13 protein-coding genes are annotated in these 17944 nt (G+C 40.6%); 9 read left to right on the top strand and 4 right to left on the bottom strand.

Going from position 1 to position 17944, the window contains the following annotated elements:
* The first annotated feature begins 1130 nt into the window (after window positions 1-1130).
* From BM386_RS22995 to BM386_RS23540, 8 genes are all read left to right on the top strand, one after another.
* On the top strand, window positions 1131-2654 hold the full coding sequence (locus BM386_RS22995) for a DUF6377 domain-containing protein (RefSeq protein ID WP_139235987.1): 1524 nt from the start codon (window positions 1131-1133) through the stop codon (window positions 2652-2654).
* A 570-nt stretch (window positions 2655-3224) separates the two neighbouring features.
* Window positions 3225-6203, top strand: coding sequence for a SusC/RagA family TonB-linked outer membrane protein (locus BM386_RS23000; protein ID WP_091698457.1), 2979 nt, complete (start codon window positions 3225-3227; stop codon window positions 6201-6203).
* A 21-nt stretch (window positions 6204-6224) separates the two neighbouring features.
* Window positions 6225-7730, top strand: coding sequence for a RagB/SusD family nutrient uptake outer membrane protein (locus BM386_RS23005; RefSeq protein WP_091698458.1), 1506 nt, complete (start codon window positions 6225-6227; stop codon window positions 7728-7730).
* Window positions 7731-7746: 16 nt separating this feature from the next.
* Window positions 7747-8829, top strand: coding sequence for a SusE domain-containing protein (locus BM386_RS23010; RefSeq protein ID WP_091698460.1), 1083 nt, complete (start codon window positions 7747-7749; stop codon window positions 8827-8829).
* Window positions 8830-8904: 75 nt separating this feature from the next.
* Complete coding sequence (locus BM386_RS23015) at window positions 8905-10323, top strand: alpha-amylase family glycosyl hydrolase (protein ID WP_091698462.1); 1419 nt, start codon at window positions 8905-8907, stop codon at window positions 10321-10323.
* A 103-nt stretch (window positions 10324-10426) separates the two neighbouring features.
* On the top strand, window positions 10427-12583 hold the full coding sequence (locus BM386_RS23020; protein ID WP_091698463.1) for a TIM-barrel domain-containing protein: 2157 nt from the start codon (window positions 10427-10429) through the stop codon (window positions 12581-12583).
* Window positions 12584-12769: 186 nt separating this feature from the next.
* Window positions 12770-14335 carry an alpha-amylase family glycosyl hydrolase gene (locus BM386_RS23025; RefSeq protein WP_091698465.1) on the top strand — a complete coding sequence of 522 codons (1566 nt, stop codon included), beginning with the start codon at window positions 12770-12772 and terminating at the stop codon, window positions 14333-14335.
* 164 nt (window positions 14336-14499) lie between these two features.
* Window positions 14500-14646, top strand: a complete 147-nt coding sequence (locus BM386_RS23540) for a hypothetical protein (RefSeq protein WP_244545604.1) — start codon at window positions 14500-14502, stop codon at window positions 14644-14646.
* Between the two features lie 146 nt (window positions 14647-14792).
* Here BM386_RS23540 and BM386_RS23030 read toward each other — a convergent pair whose 3' ends face one another.
* The 4 genes from BM386_RS23030 to BM386_RS23045 all read right to left on the bottom strand — a co-directional run bounded on the left by BM386_RS23030 (window position 14793) and on the right by BM386_RS23045 (window position 16911).
* Window positions 14793-15005 carry a Txe/YoeB family addiction module toxin gene (locus tag BM386_RS23030; RefSeq protein ID WP_244545605.1) on the bottom strand — a complete coding sequence of 71 codons (213 nt, stop codon included), beginning with the start codon at window positions 15003-15005 and terminating at the stop codon, window positions 14793-14795.
* Window positions 15002-15253, bottom strand: coding sequence for a type II toxin-antitoxin system Phd/YefM family antitoxin (locus BM386_RS23035; protein ID WP_091698466.1), 252 nt, complete (start codon window positions 15251-15253; stop codon window positions 15002-15004). The genes BM386_RS23030 and BM386_RS23035 overlap by 4 nt, the downstream gene beginning before the upstream one ends.
* 299 nt (window positions 15254-15552) lie before the next feature.
* Window positions 15553-16065 carry a DUF4943 family protein gene (locus BM386_RS23040; RefSeq protein WP_091698468.1) on the bottom strand — a complete coding sequence of 171 codons (513 nt, stop codon included), beginning with the start codon at window positions 16063-16065 and terminating at the stop codon, window positions 15553-15555.
* Window positions 16066-16488: 423 nt separating this feature from the next.
* Entirely contained in the window at window positions 16489-16911 is a 423-nt protein-coding gene (locus tag BM386_RS23045; RefSeq protein ID WP_091698470.1) for a helix-turn-helix transcriptional regulator, read from the bottom strand.
* Between the two features lie 387 nt (window positions 16912-17298).
* On the opposite strand from BM386_RS23045, the gene BM386_RS23050 reads away from it, so the two are divergent.
* A complete protein-coding gene (locus BM386_RS23050) occupies window positions 17299-17934 on the top strand; it encodes a hypothetical protein (protein WP_091698472.1) in 636 nt (211 codons plus the stop codon).
* Window positions 17935-17944: the final 10 nt, after the last annotated feature.

The raw sequence follows: 17944 nt of genomic DNA on the forward strand, positions 1-17944 counted from the left end.
TGAAAAAGTGAGTTTTCAGAACTATTGTGCTTAGGCATGCAGCTGACTTTGAAATTGGATCAATCTTATAAAGCGTGATTAGCCCTTATTGCTTATCCTGCCTTATCTGGAGATGATGGGTTTCCATTTCACAGGCTAAATTCTTAATCAAAAATTAGCCAATAGGGGATTTAAAAATTTGCAAGCCTCGTACTTTACTAATTTTTCGAATACTGAAATGAGGGATTTATTCTCCCCTGAAGCTCTTGTTGAATAGATTTCAAAGGATCGTTTACGATTAATTTCTGGACGCCCCCTAGAATTCTTATAAATGATAAGCTACATCAATTTTAGAATTATTCAAATAAGGTTACCAAATCGCTACTGATCTAAAAAATATAAACCCTAACTATCAATATTTTAGATAGTTAGGGTTTTTAGATGTAGAGAGTGGAGGGAATGAGTCTAGCTCTTAAATTACTGTTTATCAGCAATTTATAATTATTTATTTTTAAAAACGCCACAATAGACACTAAATATTAAGTGATTGATTGTCAGTTATTTGTAATCTACCGTTTTTCGATTCCTGTATTGATAATGAAAATTGAATGAACTTAATTCCGTGTAAAATCTACAAAATGTATTACGAAATTTTAGCATAAATATGAGATTGTTGGTTCACTAAAATAAAATGAGGGATTATACTATAATTAGGATGTACTAATTCACTAAAACAATGTGATAATGAGCTCTGTATCCACCTTATTTGTGTAACCACCTTATTCTTTTTAATGCCATTTTTTTAGAAAACCAGATTCTGAATTTCAATTTTGGCCAGGATGAAAGATTTATCCTCAGGAAGTTTTGGGAAAAGAGAAGGTCACGTCGATAAAATGAGAGGGGATCGCAGTAGTATTTGGAGAGGAAATGTGAAAATAGATAGTAACTTTAATCTAAGTTTTTTCAAAAGAGCTACTTTTTAAGCGAGAAATGACTGATAAAATCCCCCTGAGCAGGTAGAAAGGACTTCTGATGCTTTTATATTGCAGTTTAAATTCAGCACGAATTAACCCACAATAACTTACGAAATGCCAAGGATGCGATATCTTTTTATAGTTTTCTTTTTTCTTCCTGTATTAGCCTTTTCTCAGGTGTCAAATCAAGCATTATTTTTAGAATTAGACGATGCGATAGCCAAGAAGGATGATTATGAGTCGATTAGACGACAGGAGATTCAAGATTTGAAAAATAATATTAGCGCCATTTCAGAGGAGAATCACCTAGAACTATTTACCGAATTTCAACAATTGCACGAGGCCTTGTTCACCTTGGATTTTGAAGAGGCGATGAACTCTTCTTTAGGCATGTTGGAACAAGCTAAGCACTTGGAAGATCCCGAATTAATAGCTCAAGCTAGAATTAAAATCAGTTCAACCTTATTGGCTGCTGGAATTTTCAGCGAAACTAAGGATACGCTGAGGACAATTGACAGCAAGCAGTTAGACCAGAAAACCCAATCTGAGTATTTTTTTATTTTTTCCAGGTTATATATAGACATGGCAGATTACTATCAGCAAGCCATTTACTATGATTCTTTTAGGGATTTGGGAGTCAGTTATCTGGATTCTGCGGTGACTACGGTGGATCGCAACTCTTCGCACTATTATTCTTATAAAGGCTTAAAGAATATCAGGCTGGGAGAGTTTGATGAAGCAGTTAAAAACTACGACCTCCTATTTGATAACTACACGCTAAAGGGAAGACAATATGCAATTGACGCTAGTACCTACTCCTATGCGCTGGAGCAGGTGGGACGCACAGATGAGGCAATGGCCTGGCTTATACGAGCAGCTATTATGGATATTAAGCTGGCAAATAAGGAAAATTTCGCATTGATAAAGTTGGCGGATATTCTTTATCAACAAGGCGAAATAAAACTATCTAGTAAATACCTCAATGTGACCTTGGACGATGCTACCAAATACGGGGCATTGCAGCGAAAATTTCAGATTTCTCAGCTTCGCCCGATCATAGAAACAGAAAAACTCAATATAGCGGAAAAGCAAAAATCACTATTTCAGCAATATGCTATTGCAGTAACGGTACTTTCATTAGTAGTACTGGTGTCATTAGCCGTGCTTTTTTTCCAGTATAAGAAACTAAAGGCTGCAAAAGATCAAATCAATGAAAGAAATATTAAGCTCAGGGAGGTAAACCTAATCAAGGAAGAATACATCGGGTTCTTCTTTAATACAAATTCCGATTACATAGACCAGATGGAGCTTTTCCGCCAAAAAATAGACAATAAAATCACCCAAAATAAGGTGCATGAAATCCGCCCCATTCTGAACAGCTTTAATGTCAAAAATGATCGGGAGAAAATGTATCAAACCTTTGATCAGGCATTTTTGAAGATATTTCCGGATTTTATTTCCAAATACAATTTACTTTTTGAACCCGAACATCAGGTTCAGCTGGAGGACTCCAATACGTTGAATACAGAGTTGAGAATTTATGCACTGGTTAGGTTGGGGATCCATAGTACAGATAAGATTGCACATATTCTGAACTATTCTGTTAATACAATTAACACCTATAAGACGAGGGTGAAGAATAAGTCAAAAATCCCCAATGAAGACTTCGAAAAGGAGATCAAAAAAATTCAATTTACCTAGAGTGCCTTTTTGAGCTTTATGCTTGAACTCTGCATTTTTTACACTTACAAACCTAACTTTTCGTTTTTTTAGCCAGAGATTTGGCCAAAATCCTATTATATTTTTCTTTAATAGGTTTAAAAATAATCTTTTATAAGATGCTGTAAATAAGTTATTTACATTTTTATTGTTTAAATATTTGCTATATACGACTTAGATTTTTTGTGATTTTATGGGGGTAACTGAAAATTAGTCCTACCGAATGTCTCGAAAGTGTTCGGTGAGAATAATTAAGTAATAACCCAAAACAATACCCAAAATGAATCCTTTACACTCATCTCAGAGGCTTCCTCTGCCTCACTCCATTTTTACCCATCTTAAGTTGCTTGTGGTAGTTCATCGAAAGAGCACTTTCGATACTTCTCTTATTTACTAGTTAATTTATTCGGCTACCTACTTTCTTTTTTCTATTTGTATGCAATCGATTCCGAGCACAGTCTTTTGCGTGATTTTCTGCATCAGCAAGATTGCATAATACCTGTGAAAAATCTGTAGTGGAGCTATTTCCCAAAATATTCTAATAAACATGGTATGAACAAAAACTACATTTTAAAAACCAGCATAGCTGTTAGGTGTTTGGCAGTCTTTCTGATGATCGTCTTCAGCACCAATTTCTCTGAGGCTTTGGCACAGAGCAAAACAATTTCCGGAACTGTTTCGGATAATTATGGAATGACCCTTCCCGGTGTGAGTGTCTTGATCAAGGGAAGTACGCAGGGAACGGTCACTGATTTGGAGGGAAAATATGTCTTGACTTCTGATGGGGATATAGGCACTTTGGTCTTTTCCTACATTGGCTACACCACACAGGAAGTAGTACTAGGCAATCAAAACGTTCTTGACATTACTTTGGAAGAGGACTTACTTGGACTCGATGAAGTAGTAGTAGTCGGCTATGGCGTGCAGCAGAAAAAGGATATAACAGGTGCTACCTCAAGTATCAGTAAGGAAGACATGAACCAAGGAGCCATCACCAATCCCCTGCAGCAAATCTCTGGACGTGCCGCTGGGGTGAACATCACCCAAATTGGCAGCGAGCCTGGTTCTCGACCTACAGTCAGGATACGTGGGATTACTTCACTCATAGGAGGTAGTGATCCCTTGGTGGTGATAGATGGAGTACAGGGCAACCTCGATTTGCTTAATCAGGTTCCACCATCTGAAATAGAATCTATCGATGTGTTGAAAGATGCTTCTGCCACTGCTATTTATGGCTCTAGAGGTGCTCCGGGAGTAATTATCGTCAGTACCAAAAGATCGAAATCCGGACAGGCTACGATAGAATATACAGGTTCTGTCTCAGTAGATCAAATAGCTAATGAGCTCGAAGTACTCGATGCGGAAGGCTGGAGGGAACAGGCTAGAATCTGGAATGTACCTTTCTCTGAAGATCATGGATCAGACACAGATTGGTACGATATCCTGACCCAAACAGGCATGACCCAAAATCATACGGTCGCTCTGGGAGGTGGCTCGCAAAACTTTAACTATAGAGCATCTGTCTCAGCTATCCTTCAGGATGGTGTGGTGATAAACTCAAGTAACAAAAATTATATCGCCAGTATATCCGCTACCCAAAAAGCCATTGATGATCGATTGACAATGACTTTTACGATGAATAACAGCATCAGACAGAATATCGGCAGTCCGGGCGGTGTGGGAAGAGCTGGATTTACTTCTAACTTAATTTCCAACGCCTATGTGTCCAAGCCTACTGATCCGGTGTTGTTTGAAAACGGTGATTATTTCTTTGATCCGAATGTATTTCAGTACATCAATCCTTACGCTGTAGCTGAAACGATCATCAACGAACGCGAGTCCCGCAGTCAGTTTACCACATTCAGAACTGATTTTGAAATAATTGACGGGTTGAAAGCAGGATGGTTTGGCAGCTGGAGAAAAGTGGATGTAAACTCTGGGTATTATGCACCAGCGGCTTCTACACTAGCTGGAGCTATTGATCAGCAGGGAATCGCCAATGTCAATACCAACCTCACGGATGAGAAACTGATGGATATTAGCTTGGCCTACGACAAAGATTTTGGCAAACACAAAATCAATGCAATTGGGGTGTACGAATGGCAAAGACAAACCTACCAAGGTCATTTTGCACAGACGAAAGGGTTTATCAATGATCTGACCGAGTATCATGCACTACAACTTGGCTCAGTAAGCAGGTATTTGCCAGGTGATATTTCATCCTATAAAAATGACCGTACGCTTGTTTCATTTTTAGGCCGGGTCAACTATTCTTTCGCTGACAAATACATTCTTACTGCCAGCATGAGAAGGGATGGGTCTTCGGTTTTTGGAGAAGAACATAAGTGGGGGCATTTCCCATCAGTTTCCGCAGCATGGAGAATCGGTGACGAAGGCTTTATGCAGGGACAAAATTTGGTCAGCACGCTCAAGCTTAGAGCAGGATACGGAATTACCGGCAACCAGCAGGGACTTTCTCCCCAGCAATCCCTACAGCTAGTGGGAGCTTCTGGCAGCACGTATTTTAATGGAGGTTTGATCACAAATTTTCAGGTGACTCAGAATGCCAATCAGAACTTACAGTGGGAGACGAGACGTCAAACCAATGTGGGTATAGATTTCGGGTTTGCACAGGATAAAATAAACGGAACAATAGATGTTTACACTGCCACTACTGATAATCTCCTATTCAATTATGCTGTTCCGCAACCTCCATACCCTTTTGGATCTATAGCTGCAAACGTGGGTAGTTTGAGAAACGATGGTCTTGAATTGGCCCTGAACTACCATCTTTTGGACAACAGTGACTGGAGTATCACGCTGGCAGGAAATGTCACTTTCATGCGAAATGAAGTAGAAAGACTGAGTGGTACCATCGGAGGAGTGGAAGTCAATACGAATTATGTGGGTTGGGGATTCAATTCATACCTGATAGAAGGTCAGCCGATCGGTACATTTTATATTCTGGAAAATGACGGTAAAGAGTCTGGTACCAATGAGGAGTTGGTGGTGGACAGAAATGGTGACGGAGTGATTGATCAAGGCAATGAAAGTCCGGATCGGTACATCGCAGGTACAGCTTTGCCAACATTCACCTACGCATTTACGCCAACAGTCAAATTCAAAAACTTTGATCTCTCGATGGTTTGGAGAGGTTCAGGAGGGAATATGATTTTTAATAGAATCAGAAGAGACTTTAGTCTGTATGAAAGTCTAGGCAAATCAAATATGCTGGTGAGCGCAGAGAATTTGGGACTTTTTACCTCCCAGTATGCCTCTGATCTCTGGTTGGAAAAAGGTGATTATGTCCGTTTCGAAAACCTGGCGATAGGATACACTTTCAATACCGCCAAGATTAGGAACATCAGTTCCATGAGACTCTCTGTAGTCGGTAACAATCTGGCCTTATTTACCAAATATTCAGGACTGGATCCTGAACTGAATCTATCTGGTGGAAATGGAAGTGGCTTGGATGCAGGGATCTATCCGAGAACCCGCAGCATAGCTGTAGGACTGCATGTTTCATTTTAACCACCTCTAAAAGACTAATTTATGAAGAATATAATAACACTATCGATTTTGGCACTTCTGACATTGGGGAGTTGTACTGATGTAGGGGAGAATGTATATGATAAATATGCGGCAGAAGATTTCTATGGTTCTGCAGAAGGTTCTGATGCTGCATTGGCTTCTGTTTATGCTCAGCTTCCAGGAAACTGGGGAGGAGTAGGCTATGCAGGGGCAGACAACGGCTGGTATGATCTCAACTCAATGTCTTCCGATGAACAGGTAATCCCTCACCGTAATACAGGTGACTGGCAATTGGACTTTGCAAGATTGTATCAGAGGGAATGGTTGCCTAATGATGGCATCAATAGCAATGCCTGGAATTGGCTTTACCGATCAGTTTTTCTTGCCAATCTAGCAATAGAGCAGTTGGAGCTTGCAAACGCTGAGCAATCCAAAATTGCAGAAGCAAGGGTACTTCGCGCCTTCTTCTACTATCTCTTGATGGACGATTATGGTAACATCCCTTTCTTTACCGAGAACAATCTTCCGGCAGATCAGATCCAACAGGTTTCAAGACCGGAGGTTTTCGCTTTTATAGAGTCAGAATTGAAAGCTAATCTGGAAGATTTGCCTACGACCAAGGGCGGAAATTATTATGGAAGGTTTAATAAGTGGGCAGGCTATACCTTATTGGCAAAATTATACCTAAATGCGGAAGTTTACACGGGGACGCCGAAGTGGCAGGAATGTCTTGATGCGATCAGTGTGATCGAACAAGGTGGGTTTTCACTGCATACGAGCGCAAATGATTCGAGTTTGCCTTTAGGCTCAAAATACTACGAATTGTTTGGTGATGTGCTTCCTGATGATGAAACTATCCTGGCAATATTCACTACGGTGGATGTGGTAGGTAGAAACATCTTTATGATCAGAAGCTTGGGTGGTACAGATGGAACTCTTCTGGCGGGTGCCGGAGCTTGGAATGGATCTGTGGTTCCTCAGGAGTACGTGGAGAAGTTTGCTGACAATGATATCCGGAAACGACAGTTTCGATATGGGCCAGATCCATCAGGCCCACAGCCAGCAGGATTTATAGAATATGCCTTAGAACTGGACAATCTGGACAATCCCGGTGCAGATAGAAATGCAGGAGCCAGAAACACCAAGTTTTGGACTGCACTTCCGGCAAATGGCGGAGGGTCATCCAATGACTTTCCTATCTATCGCTATGCAGATGTTTTGCTTATGAAGGCAGAATGTCTGGTAAGACTTGGGGATGCTGCATCAGCAAAGCCTTTCATAGATCAGGTGAGACAGAGAGCGGGTCTTTCAGGTCTCCCTTCTGCTCCAACCTTAGAGCAGATTTATGATGAGCGAGGCTTTGAACTTACTTGGGAAGCACACCGAAGACAGGATATGATCCGGTTTGGCACCTTCACTCAGGAAAGGTATCTGGTGCCTGCAGTGGGTGACCACTTCAAGTTGTTTCCAATTCCTACTTCGGCATTGAACACCAATCCAAATTTGACTCAAAATCCAGGCTGGTAATCTCAAACGTAAAATCATGCAAAGAATAATCAATTTATATACTGGTCTAATTCTGCTCCTTGCTTTGGTAGTAGGATGTAATGAAGACCCAACGCTGACGGTGCTGAGAAATGTCTCATTCACCGAGCCGCCTATTTCCTCTACTGACCAGATTGTGCTCAGTGCAGATAACATGTCCGATTTAGCACTGACAGTCAATTGGACTCCGGTTGACTACTATATCGAAGCTCCTGTAACTTATTCAGTTCAGTTTGCTGCGGTAGGTGATACGACTAATTGGGGTAATGCAGTAACTGTGCTGGCAGGGGACGATGTCCTCACAAAGTCATTTACACAAGAGGAATTGAATACTATTTCCCAGGAACTGGAATTTGAGGCAGAAGTTGCTAGCCCATTGGTCATCAGAGTGAAATCTTATGTAGATCGGGATGCATTCTCTGCCCCGGTGGTAGTTCAGCTGACACCCTACAAATTATTCACTGGTTTTCCATCCCTATGGGTGCCTGGAGAATACCAAGGGTGGGATCCATCTACTGCTTCTAGGATTGCCTCACCTGAAGACAACGGTGTCTATGAAGGCTACATCAATATTCCCGAAGGAGGAGAAACCAATCAATTCAAATTCACTGCTCAACCGGCATGGGAGCCAATGGCTTACGGTGACGGGGGAGCCGGTGTTTTGATTGAGGCAAATTTTGCCGGAGGTAACTTTGTCGCTCCATCTGCTGGGTACTTTTATTTAACCGCAGACTTGAATGAGATGACCTACACGATGACCAAAACGACTTGGGGCATCCTTGGAGATGCTACTCCAGGAGGATGGGACACTGATACCCAGTTGACATTTGATCCTGCAGAAAATATTTGGAAAGTAACTGCCGAATTAAGCAATGCGGGTTCTTTCAAGTTTAGAGCAAATAATGCCTGGGCATTGGATTTTGGGGTAGATGCTGAGGGAAATATTCAGTATGCCAACCACCCGGTGTTTGGATATAATCCTGACCTGAGCAATTTGACAGTTCCTGAATCAGGAACCTATACCATTACACTGGATCTCAGTGAGCCTGGTGTTTACAATTATAGTTTGGTGAAAAACTAGCCCACCTAAAGAAGAGGTCAAGCTTAATTTTCTTGACCTCTTTATTTATTTTCCTTTAAACCTAATGAATAGTTCATGATTACAATTCCAAAAGTAAACCACGATAAACTAACGCATCTAATGCTGAGAAGTGCGGTGATTGGATTGCTATTTATCATCTCATTCTCACTGAATGCCTGCCAGTCTGATGAAATAATATTTGATACGATTCCACCTACTGCGGAGAAGGATCCAGTTCAGTTTGGAGTTCCATTCGACAATGTTCCCCTGACCAAGGATATCGCCATGTATGAGGTTAATATTTTTGGCTTTAGCGGTAGTCAGGACTTGCAGGGAGTTACCGAGAGATTGGATGAAATCCAGGCTTTGGGAGTGAATGTGGTCTGGTTGATGCCCATACATCCCATCGGTGTAGAAAGAGGAATAGGGTCACCTTACGCGATCAGTGATTTTGAGAAAGTAAACCCTTCCTTTGGCACCCTTGAAGACCTTCGGGAATTGGTTCAAGGTGCTCACGACCGGGACATGGCAGTCATCTTGGATTGGGTGGGCAATCATACTTCATGGGACAATGTTTGGATGAAAAATACTGACTGGTACACCAAGGATGGGACAGGTACCATCATTAGTCCTGAAAATTGGACGGACGTTGCAGATCTTAATTACGAAAATCAGGAAATGCGGGAAGCTATGCTCAAGGCCATGAAATATTGGGTACTTGAAGCAAATGTGGATGGATTCAGGTGTGATTACGCAGGTGGAGTGCCTACAGATTTCTGGAAAACGGCAATCACCGAGTTGAGAAGTATTCCAGATCGGGATATTATCATGTTTGCTGAATCAACCAAAAAGGAGCTTTATTCGGCTGGTTTTGACTTGACTTTTGGATGGGATTTTTACGGAGCTCTCAAGAAAGTTTATGAAGACGGTACGGATGTACGTGGCTTATATCCCGTAAATCTTGCAGATAACAATTCCACTCCTGATCAGACGGATATCCTTCGATTCACTACCAATCACGATGATACAGCTTGGGATGATACGCCAATCGCACTTTTTGATGGTCTCCGCGGATCTATGGCAGCCTTTGTGATCACATCTTACATGGGGGGAGTTCCACTGATCTACAGCGGCCAAGAGGTAGGTAATACAGAAAAGCTTCCCTTTTTCAGTTCCAATCAAACGATCATAGACTGGACTCGAAATCCCGAATTGGCATCGGAATATGCATCCCTTATCAAATTTAGACTTTCCAGCGATGCCATAAAAAGAGGATCGATCCAGAGCTATGGAGATAATCCAGATGTGTTGATTTTCAAACGTAGCTACGAAGATCAAGAGGTATTGGTGATTGTAAATACCCGCAACCAGCAAAAAGAAGTACCTGTCCCTACTGAACTGGTGAACTCCGAATGGCAAAACGCAATCGAAAATGCACCCTATCAAGTAGGGCAGACCATAGAATTGCCTGCATACGGGTATTTGATCCTTTAAAACTAGCCACAAAGGAATTTCAAGTTTAGTATTCAATATAAAATGAACTCAGGCCTCTGGCAGTTGAGAAGTTGCGCCTCTAGCGCAATAAAGAAGAATTACAATGAATAGAATATATTTAAAAAATACCTGGATTGCATTTGCAATTCTCTTATTGGCCAGTTCCTGTACAACTTCACGGAGTCAGCAAATAGGGGATAAGATCATGATTTTCTATCCTGAAAATTTTATACCGGATAGAATGCTTCCTTCCATGATGCTTTTGGAAGAACCTGAAGAACGAGGTGCAGTTCCTTCTGAGTGGAGGGTTGTTCCTGAGTTTTCGGAAAAGGACGGTAAAAACATAGCCAAGATCGCCATTGAAGAGGGAACTGATCTTTACGGCACAGGTGAAGTACTTGGAGGTTTGAGTAATAATGGCAAAACTGTCCAGCTTTGGAATACCGATAACTATGCCTACAAAAGAGAGGATGGACGTCAACTTTACCAGTCTCACCCTTGGGTCATGGCTGTGAGAAAAGACGGATCTGCTTATGGGATTTTGATAGACAATACCTGGAAGCAAAAGATTACACTTACCAATCCAATCGTCATAGAATCAGATGGGCCTGCTTCGAGAATTATCGTCATTGAGCGAAATAGTCCTCAGGAGTTGGTGATGGCATTGGCCGACCTGACCGGAACCATGGAAATGCCTCCTCTTTGGGCATTAGGATTTCAGCAAAGTAGGTATTCTTATACTCCTGATTCTAGAGTGAAGGAAATTGCAAGTGAGTTTCGCAAGCGGAAATTACCGATAGATGTGATCTGGATGGACATTAACTACATGCAGAATTACAAAGTATTCACCTTTGATTCCCTTGCATTTCCAAATCCTGCCGAGGTGAATGACTTTTTACATGCGCATGATTTCAAATCCGTTTGGATGATAGATCCTGGTATCAAAAAAGAACCGGGATACTTTGTGTACGACCAAGGAACAGCCGGGGATCATTGGATCAAGACCAGCAGTGGAACTGAATACAATGGAGAGGTTTGGCCGGGAATATGCGCCTTTCCTGATTTTACCAGGCCTGCCACGAGAGCCTGGTGGAGTGGCTTATATAAAGATTTTATGGCTACAGGGATTGATGGGGTATGGAATGACATGAATGAGCCAGCCGTTTTCAATACTCCAGAAGCCACTATGCCAGAAGATAACCTACATAGCGGAGGAGATGAACTTCCAGCTGATATTCACCGCAGATACCATAATGTGTATGGCATGCTCATGGTGAAAGCCAGTCGCGAGGGAATTCTGGATGCCAATCCAGACAAGCGGCCATTTGTGCTTTCCAGAGCAAATTTCATGGGAGGACAACGCTATGCGGCTACTTGGACCGGAGATAATTCTTCTACCTGGGATCATTTCAAAATGGCAACCCCAATGGTTTTGAATCTTGGGCTTTCTGGACAGCCTTTCAGTGGCCCGGATTTAGGCGGCTACAGTGGAAGTCCAGACGAAGAGTTATTAGCACATTGGACTACAGTCGGGGTATTTTATCCATTTAGTAGAAATCACACCGAGTCCAAAACCAACGATCAAGAGCCATGGGCACTTGGTAAAAAAGTGGAAGATATCTCACGGGTTGCTTTGGAAAGGAGGTACCGTTTGATGCCTTACCTGTATTCTCTTTTCTATGAAGCTGCACAAACTGGTCTTCCGATTATGCGGCCAGTGTATTTTGCGGACGTGAAGGATACCACCTTGAGAAAAGAGGATGAGGCATTTCTATGGGGAGATGATTTGCTGATCGTACCCAAATGGTCAGAGAATCCTTCCTTGCCGAAAGGGATTTGGAGGTCGGTCTCTATTGTTGGGGAGGATAGTGCAAACGATCCCTATCAGCCGGATATCAAATTGCGTGGAGGAGCTATTGTGCCAATGGGGCAAGTAATTCAATCGACTGTGGAATACAAACTTGATTCACTGACCTTGCTGGTCAGTCTGGATGAGAATATGCAGGCAAATGGGGATTTATATAGCGATGAAGGCGATGGCTTTGGATACAAAGACGGAAAGTTTACCATGACGGAATTTGATGCTTCTGTTATAGGGCAAAACACGCTTAAAATAAGCGTAGCCAAGTCGGATGGTGATTTGCCAGTTGCAGATCGGTATTATAGAATCGCATTGGTAGGTGAAGAGGGGATGCGTTATTCTGATTGGATATATGGAAAGAACTTGGAAATCCCCCTTGGCAATCTAAAGAAGGAATAGGTAATGGGTTATGGTGAGTCTAATTAGTTATAATCGTTTTGACTTGAGTTAGGTGTTTATTTAGGAATTCTGAAATACGATAAATTACAGGGTTAGTGCTTTATTAATTGGGTGTGTTTCAGTTGTATTTAGGGACTTTGAGGTTTGTGTAAGAAGGATAAGTTGTATTTAATTAATTATGAAATAATGAAAAATCATTTTGTTAGGTATATGGTGTTAACGGTTCTTTTGATTGTAGGAACCAACATTGAAATATTATATGCGCAAACATCTTCTAATGTTAGTAAATGGCCAAGGGGTGTTACCTATGAAATCTTTGTACAGTCCTTTGCGGACTCTGATGGAGATGGAATTGGTGACATAATAGGGATGACTTCAAAACTAGACTACCTGGAAGACCTTGGAGTAGAAGGTATTTGGTTGATGCCGATGAATCCCTCTCCTTCTTATCATAAATACGATGTTTCGGATTATTATGATATCCATCCAGACTATGGAACCTTGGATGATTTCAAAACCTTTGTGAATGAGGCACATAAAAGAAATATTAAGGTGGTCATGGATATGGTGCTAAATCATTCAGGCAGCAGACATCCTTGGTTTCAGGATGCCCTAGCAAACGAAAATAGTCCCTATAGAGATTATTATGTATGGGCACATAAGGATGATCCGCAGACCCAGGTTTCTGGAAAAATCATTTCCGGAGATTCTAATAACCGTACCCGTTGGAATAAAGTAGAAGGGAGTGATTATCTGTATTACTCATATTTTAGCCGCAATATGCCTGATTTGAACTATGATAATCCAAAACTCAGGGAGGAGGTTTTTAAAATCGGGAAATTTTGGTTGTCTGAGATCAAAGTAGATGGTTTTAGGCTAGATGCAGCTAGGCATATTTTCCCGGATGATAGACCGACAGATAATCATAATTGGTGGGTTCAATTTCAGGATGAAATGAAAAAGGCAAATAAGGATGTGTATCTAATAGGAGAGGTTTGGGCATCTTCAGATATAGTAGCCCCTTATTTAAAAGGACTTCCTGCTTTATTTAACTTTGACATGGGAAGTGCAATCACTACAGCAGTTAATGAAGAGAGAGAAGGGGATCTTACGACAAATCATAAAAAAATAATTGACTATTATACTACTGTAAACCCAGAGTATATTGATGCTACTTTCCTTACCAATCATGATCAGGTCCGGATTATGAGCGCGGTAAACAATAGTATGGATAAAGCAAAGATGGCGGCTGCGCTTCTACTCACATTACCCGGTTCTCCATATGTTTATTATGGTGAAGAGATTGGAATGCAGGGCAAAAAGCCAGATCCGAATATTCGGGAGCCTTTCCTTTGGCAAGCTAAAGAAAGTGACAATTATAGGGCTACCTGGATTGATCCGAAGTATAGCACAGATCAAACTGTTATTCCGGTCGAGGAACAACTAGAAGATGAAAATTCTATCTATAACCACTACAAAACTTTTATAAAATTAAGGAACGGAAGTAAGGCACTTACCTATGGAGATATTGAGCCCATATCTCTAAATAATCCTGCCCTGTCAGTATTTAAAAGATCAACAGAAGATGAGTCAGTGCTAGTTGTTCATAATCTTTCAAGCCAGGAAGTTAATTTAAAATTCCCTGATTCTCTCAAAGAATTTAGACACGAATTATTTAAGAGCAAGGATTCTAATTTGAGAAATAATGGATTATACCTACCAGCCTATAGTACCATTGTTTTGGGTAATTAACATGGGTTTCTTACGGACTACCTCCTAGGTTTTGAATTCTTTCCAGTCTCTCATAAATGACCTGCATATATTTTTACTAAAACCAAAATAGTATGGAGTTTTCATAAAGTACATTGGTAAAGGAAAGCAAGTCGGAAATAGGGACATAGTCGGAGAGTCTGAAAATGGCTGAGCTTCAAAACCTCACCTTTGAATACGAAGGAGAAACCTACGTCAAGTTCAACGTCGCCAAACTGAAAGTACCATATCAGTACGGTAAAACCCACACGGTTTACGTTTCTATGAAAGAGCCGGAATCGGAAGAATCTTGATTGAAAAGCCCTTCGGGGCTTTTTTTATGGTCGTCACTTGATTATATTTTAGGAGTTTCTTTTTTTCAAACCCTTCTAAATGGATGGAAATGAGCTTTATTTATCATCATAATGTCCATAAGCACCCAAAACCGTAACTACAATTTTTAAACAAGCCTGTGCTTTCTGTCAATCCTTCTCGACCAGGTGTTCTGCTGATAGTATTTAAGTTTTTCTGGTTTGCCTGTGCCTGTTTCTGGGTGCTCCTTAAGTTCTTGAATTAATGTGAACACCTTCTTTACAAGGACCTTGTTGCCGGTTTTTTTAAGTTTTTCAATATCTTCTAATGCTTCTAAAGTGAAAACTATCTCAAAAATCATAGGCCAAGCAGTTCCTTCAGTTGTGCGTCAGATAGCTTAACCGTTTTACCCTTATTGTAAAACTGAAGGCTTTTTGATATTCGCTCTTGAATGGTAGGGTCATCAAAGAAACGATCATTTTTCACCTTATTTGAAATCTCATAAATTTTATCATTGCCTCTTTGAATGATAACCCGCTCATTTTTATCAATCAAATCCAGATATTTTTTGAGATTTTGGCGAAATTCTCTAGTGCTTACTACAACCATGGCTTCAAATATTTGTGTACACAATGAGATACACAAAGTTAAGCGTTAGAGTTCAAAAAATTAAAGTGAATAGATTTGATTTTGTAAGGGTTACAATTTCGTTAACACTTACATGTGCTGTTCACCTCAGATTTTCACTTTCCTGGTCATAAAAGAAATCTGCATCAATCTTCTTACGGTATTCCCCCATGCTGTCTTTGTGTAGGAATGGCTTGGTAAGTTTTTTAATTGGCAGTCGCCAACGGCGACACAATTCCTAAATTACATGCAATAGTTATTTATCCGTGCGATTGGAAAAATCAATGCCAGCGATATTCCGTATCAGCTAGAGGGTCTAAATCATCAAATTCTGCAAAGTCCTTATTCTTATTGCTTTCCCACCACTCAAAGTATGAATCAGCAACTTCTTGCTGAAGCTGGGTGGTTTGATCCAAATATTCAAGGTTAACCCGATTTTTCACAAATGGATTTTGGGACGGGAATGTGCCAATCAGGAATTCACTTCCTATCGATCTTGCCCTGATGGATTCAACTGTCCATAAAATATACATGCCCAAAGAACATTCGGGAAACCAAGCTGATGAAATACCATTTATAGGATAATCAGAAATTATTTGGGTTTCATTTCGATAGGATAAAAGTTTAGGAATGTCATTGGAGTTGAAATCTGGAAGTTCCCAATGCTCATAATCTCCTGCCTTCAATAGTTTGACGTAACGTTCCACATCCATTTTTGGTGGCTCTGATTTGTCCTCACAACCAAGGAAAATCAAAAGAAAAAAGATTGAAATAGGAAGTCGTATTGCTCTCATTACTTACTAAATTAAAAATCCATACCTAGTTTTATTTTAAAAATAGTTGATTTTTAGGTCTTTAGAAAGTTATTCTGGAATTTTTAGCTCATCTAAAGGGATCACCTCTGGGTGGTTTATTGTCTTTCTGCTTTGAATTTCCATTGACGCTACATCTTTCTGTTTTTCGGAATTGGTAACTCCGGCCAAGCATATCGTCGATTCCTATGGGATTTGTTAAAACCTTCATTGCCTTTAATCCAGGCAATAAATTGGCTGGTTAGCTGATCGCTCATGCTTACGACATTTTTTTCAGAATTGAATGCAAAAGCATCACCTCTACAGTCCTATCTGGTCGGACAACCTTTTGATCCAATCGCATTTATCCTAAAAACCAAAAAGCCTTTCTGCGTCGCAGAAAGGCATTCTAGCTAGTATTTTCTTTTATTTATCAAGCATCTTCTTTAGCAATTGCAACTTCTCATTTTCTGATTCCAACAAGCGCTCGTAAAGTTTTTTGTTTTCTTCCATCGTCTCAATCAGCTTATCAATTGGATTAAACGTCGGTTGATAGTTAACAGAACTGGCTATGAGCGTAGAGTGATCTTTGCTTTCACTATTATAAGTATTTGAGATAATATTAAAAACAGCTTCCTCATTAAAGCTCTTAATCGCCTCAGCAGGAACTTTTAAAATCTCAGCTACCTGGCGAAGCAATCCATCCTCTATCTCTTCCTTTTGCTCGAGTAGGCTGATCTTCTTTTGGGACCAGTCCTCCCCAAGCTCAAATGCCAAGGCTTCCTGCTTGATGCCCATCATTTCCCGGAATCGCTTGATGTTTCTGCCGTGGTGGATTTTATCGTTCATAGTCTATAAATACAATGGAAAAATAAGAATTTCTCCCGAAAGGGAATAAACTAAATTATTCCATTGGGAGACATGATCCAAGGAAATGTCAAATTTGCCCGACATTTTTTATCAGAATAAACTGATGAATTGGGCTGAAACCCAGATGGACTGGAGCATCCCTATTTTACCTCCCGCTAAAGCAGGTGCCAATTTATGAGATGGATTCCATCATTATGTATAGGAATGTGGCTTTAGCCCATTCTGAAAAATTGATTCTCACACATCAAGGGCTTTAGCCCAATCCTAGAATATTTTATCCCCATTTTTCTTCTAATTTATTCCATCTAGGAATAGTCTATTCTACTGAAAGTCATGAATTTGGCTCAACAACAAACAGTCAAAATCATGTATCATTACCTCAATACCTTTGAAGAAGATAGCGTATGTGAAAGCATGCTGGATTGTCAGAGGGGATTGTATCGTTTTTTCTGCGATTATTGCGAGTTGAGCTTTTGGAAAAGTGACCTTACGACAATTTTTGAGCAGGTATTGCAGGATAAACCCAGTTTTAAGGTTCTTAGTCCCAAATCGATTATTAACCAAGGTGGAGAATTTTTGCAGCTTATTTATATCGGGTTTTACCTCTGCCAAAAGACACAGTTTCCTCCCTGTCCAAATCCAAGCTGGAAAGATCTGGTCCTTAAGCATACTCGAAAGAGAACACCTTCATTGGTTGACAGAATCCGCCTATTACCCCGCTACCTGAGCCCAAAGGAGATTCGAGATCCTTACTTATTTCTTAAAGATTTTTACTATCGGCGGCAATGTCCCGACTGGGCCAGGAGATGGAATCAACTGATTGAAGAGGCATTTACTAGTCTTACTTTTCTTGAACCCGAAGATTTAGAGGGTTTTCAGGCTGATTTCCAAGATTTTCATAAGCTGCTTGAAGCTACTTATCTGATCTATGTCCGGCATTTTAATCCTGAAAAGCCCCCCGGATATGATTCCTTTTTCTTGAGGTATCCTGTGATGTTTTAATCTAACTGAC

Origin of the sequence: Algoriphagus locisalis (genome assembly GCF_900116615.1) — a bacterium.
Lineage (GTDB): Bacteria > Bacteroidota > Bacteroidia > Cytophagales > Cyclobacteriaceae > Algoriphagus > Algoriphagus locisalis.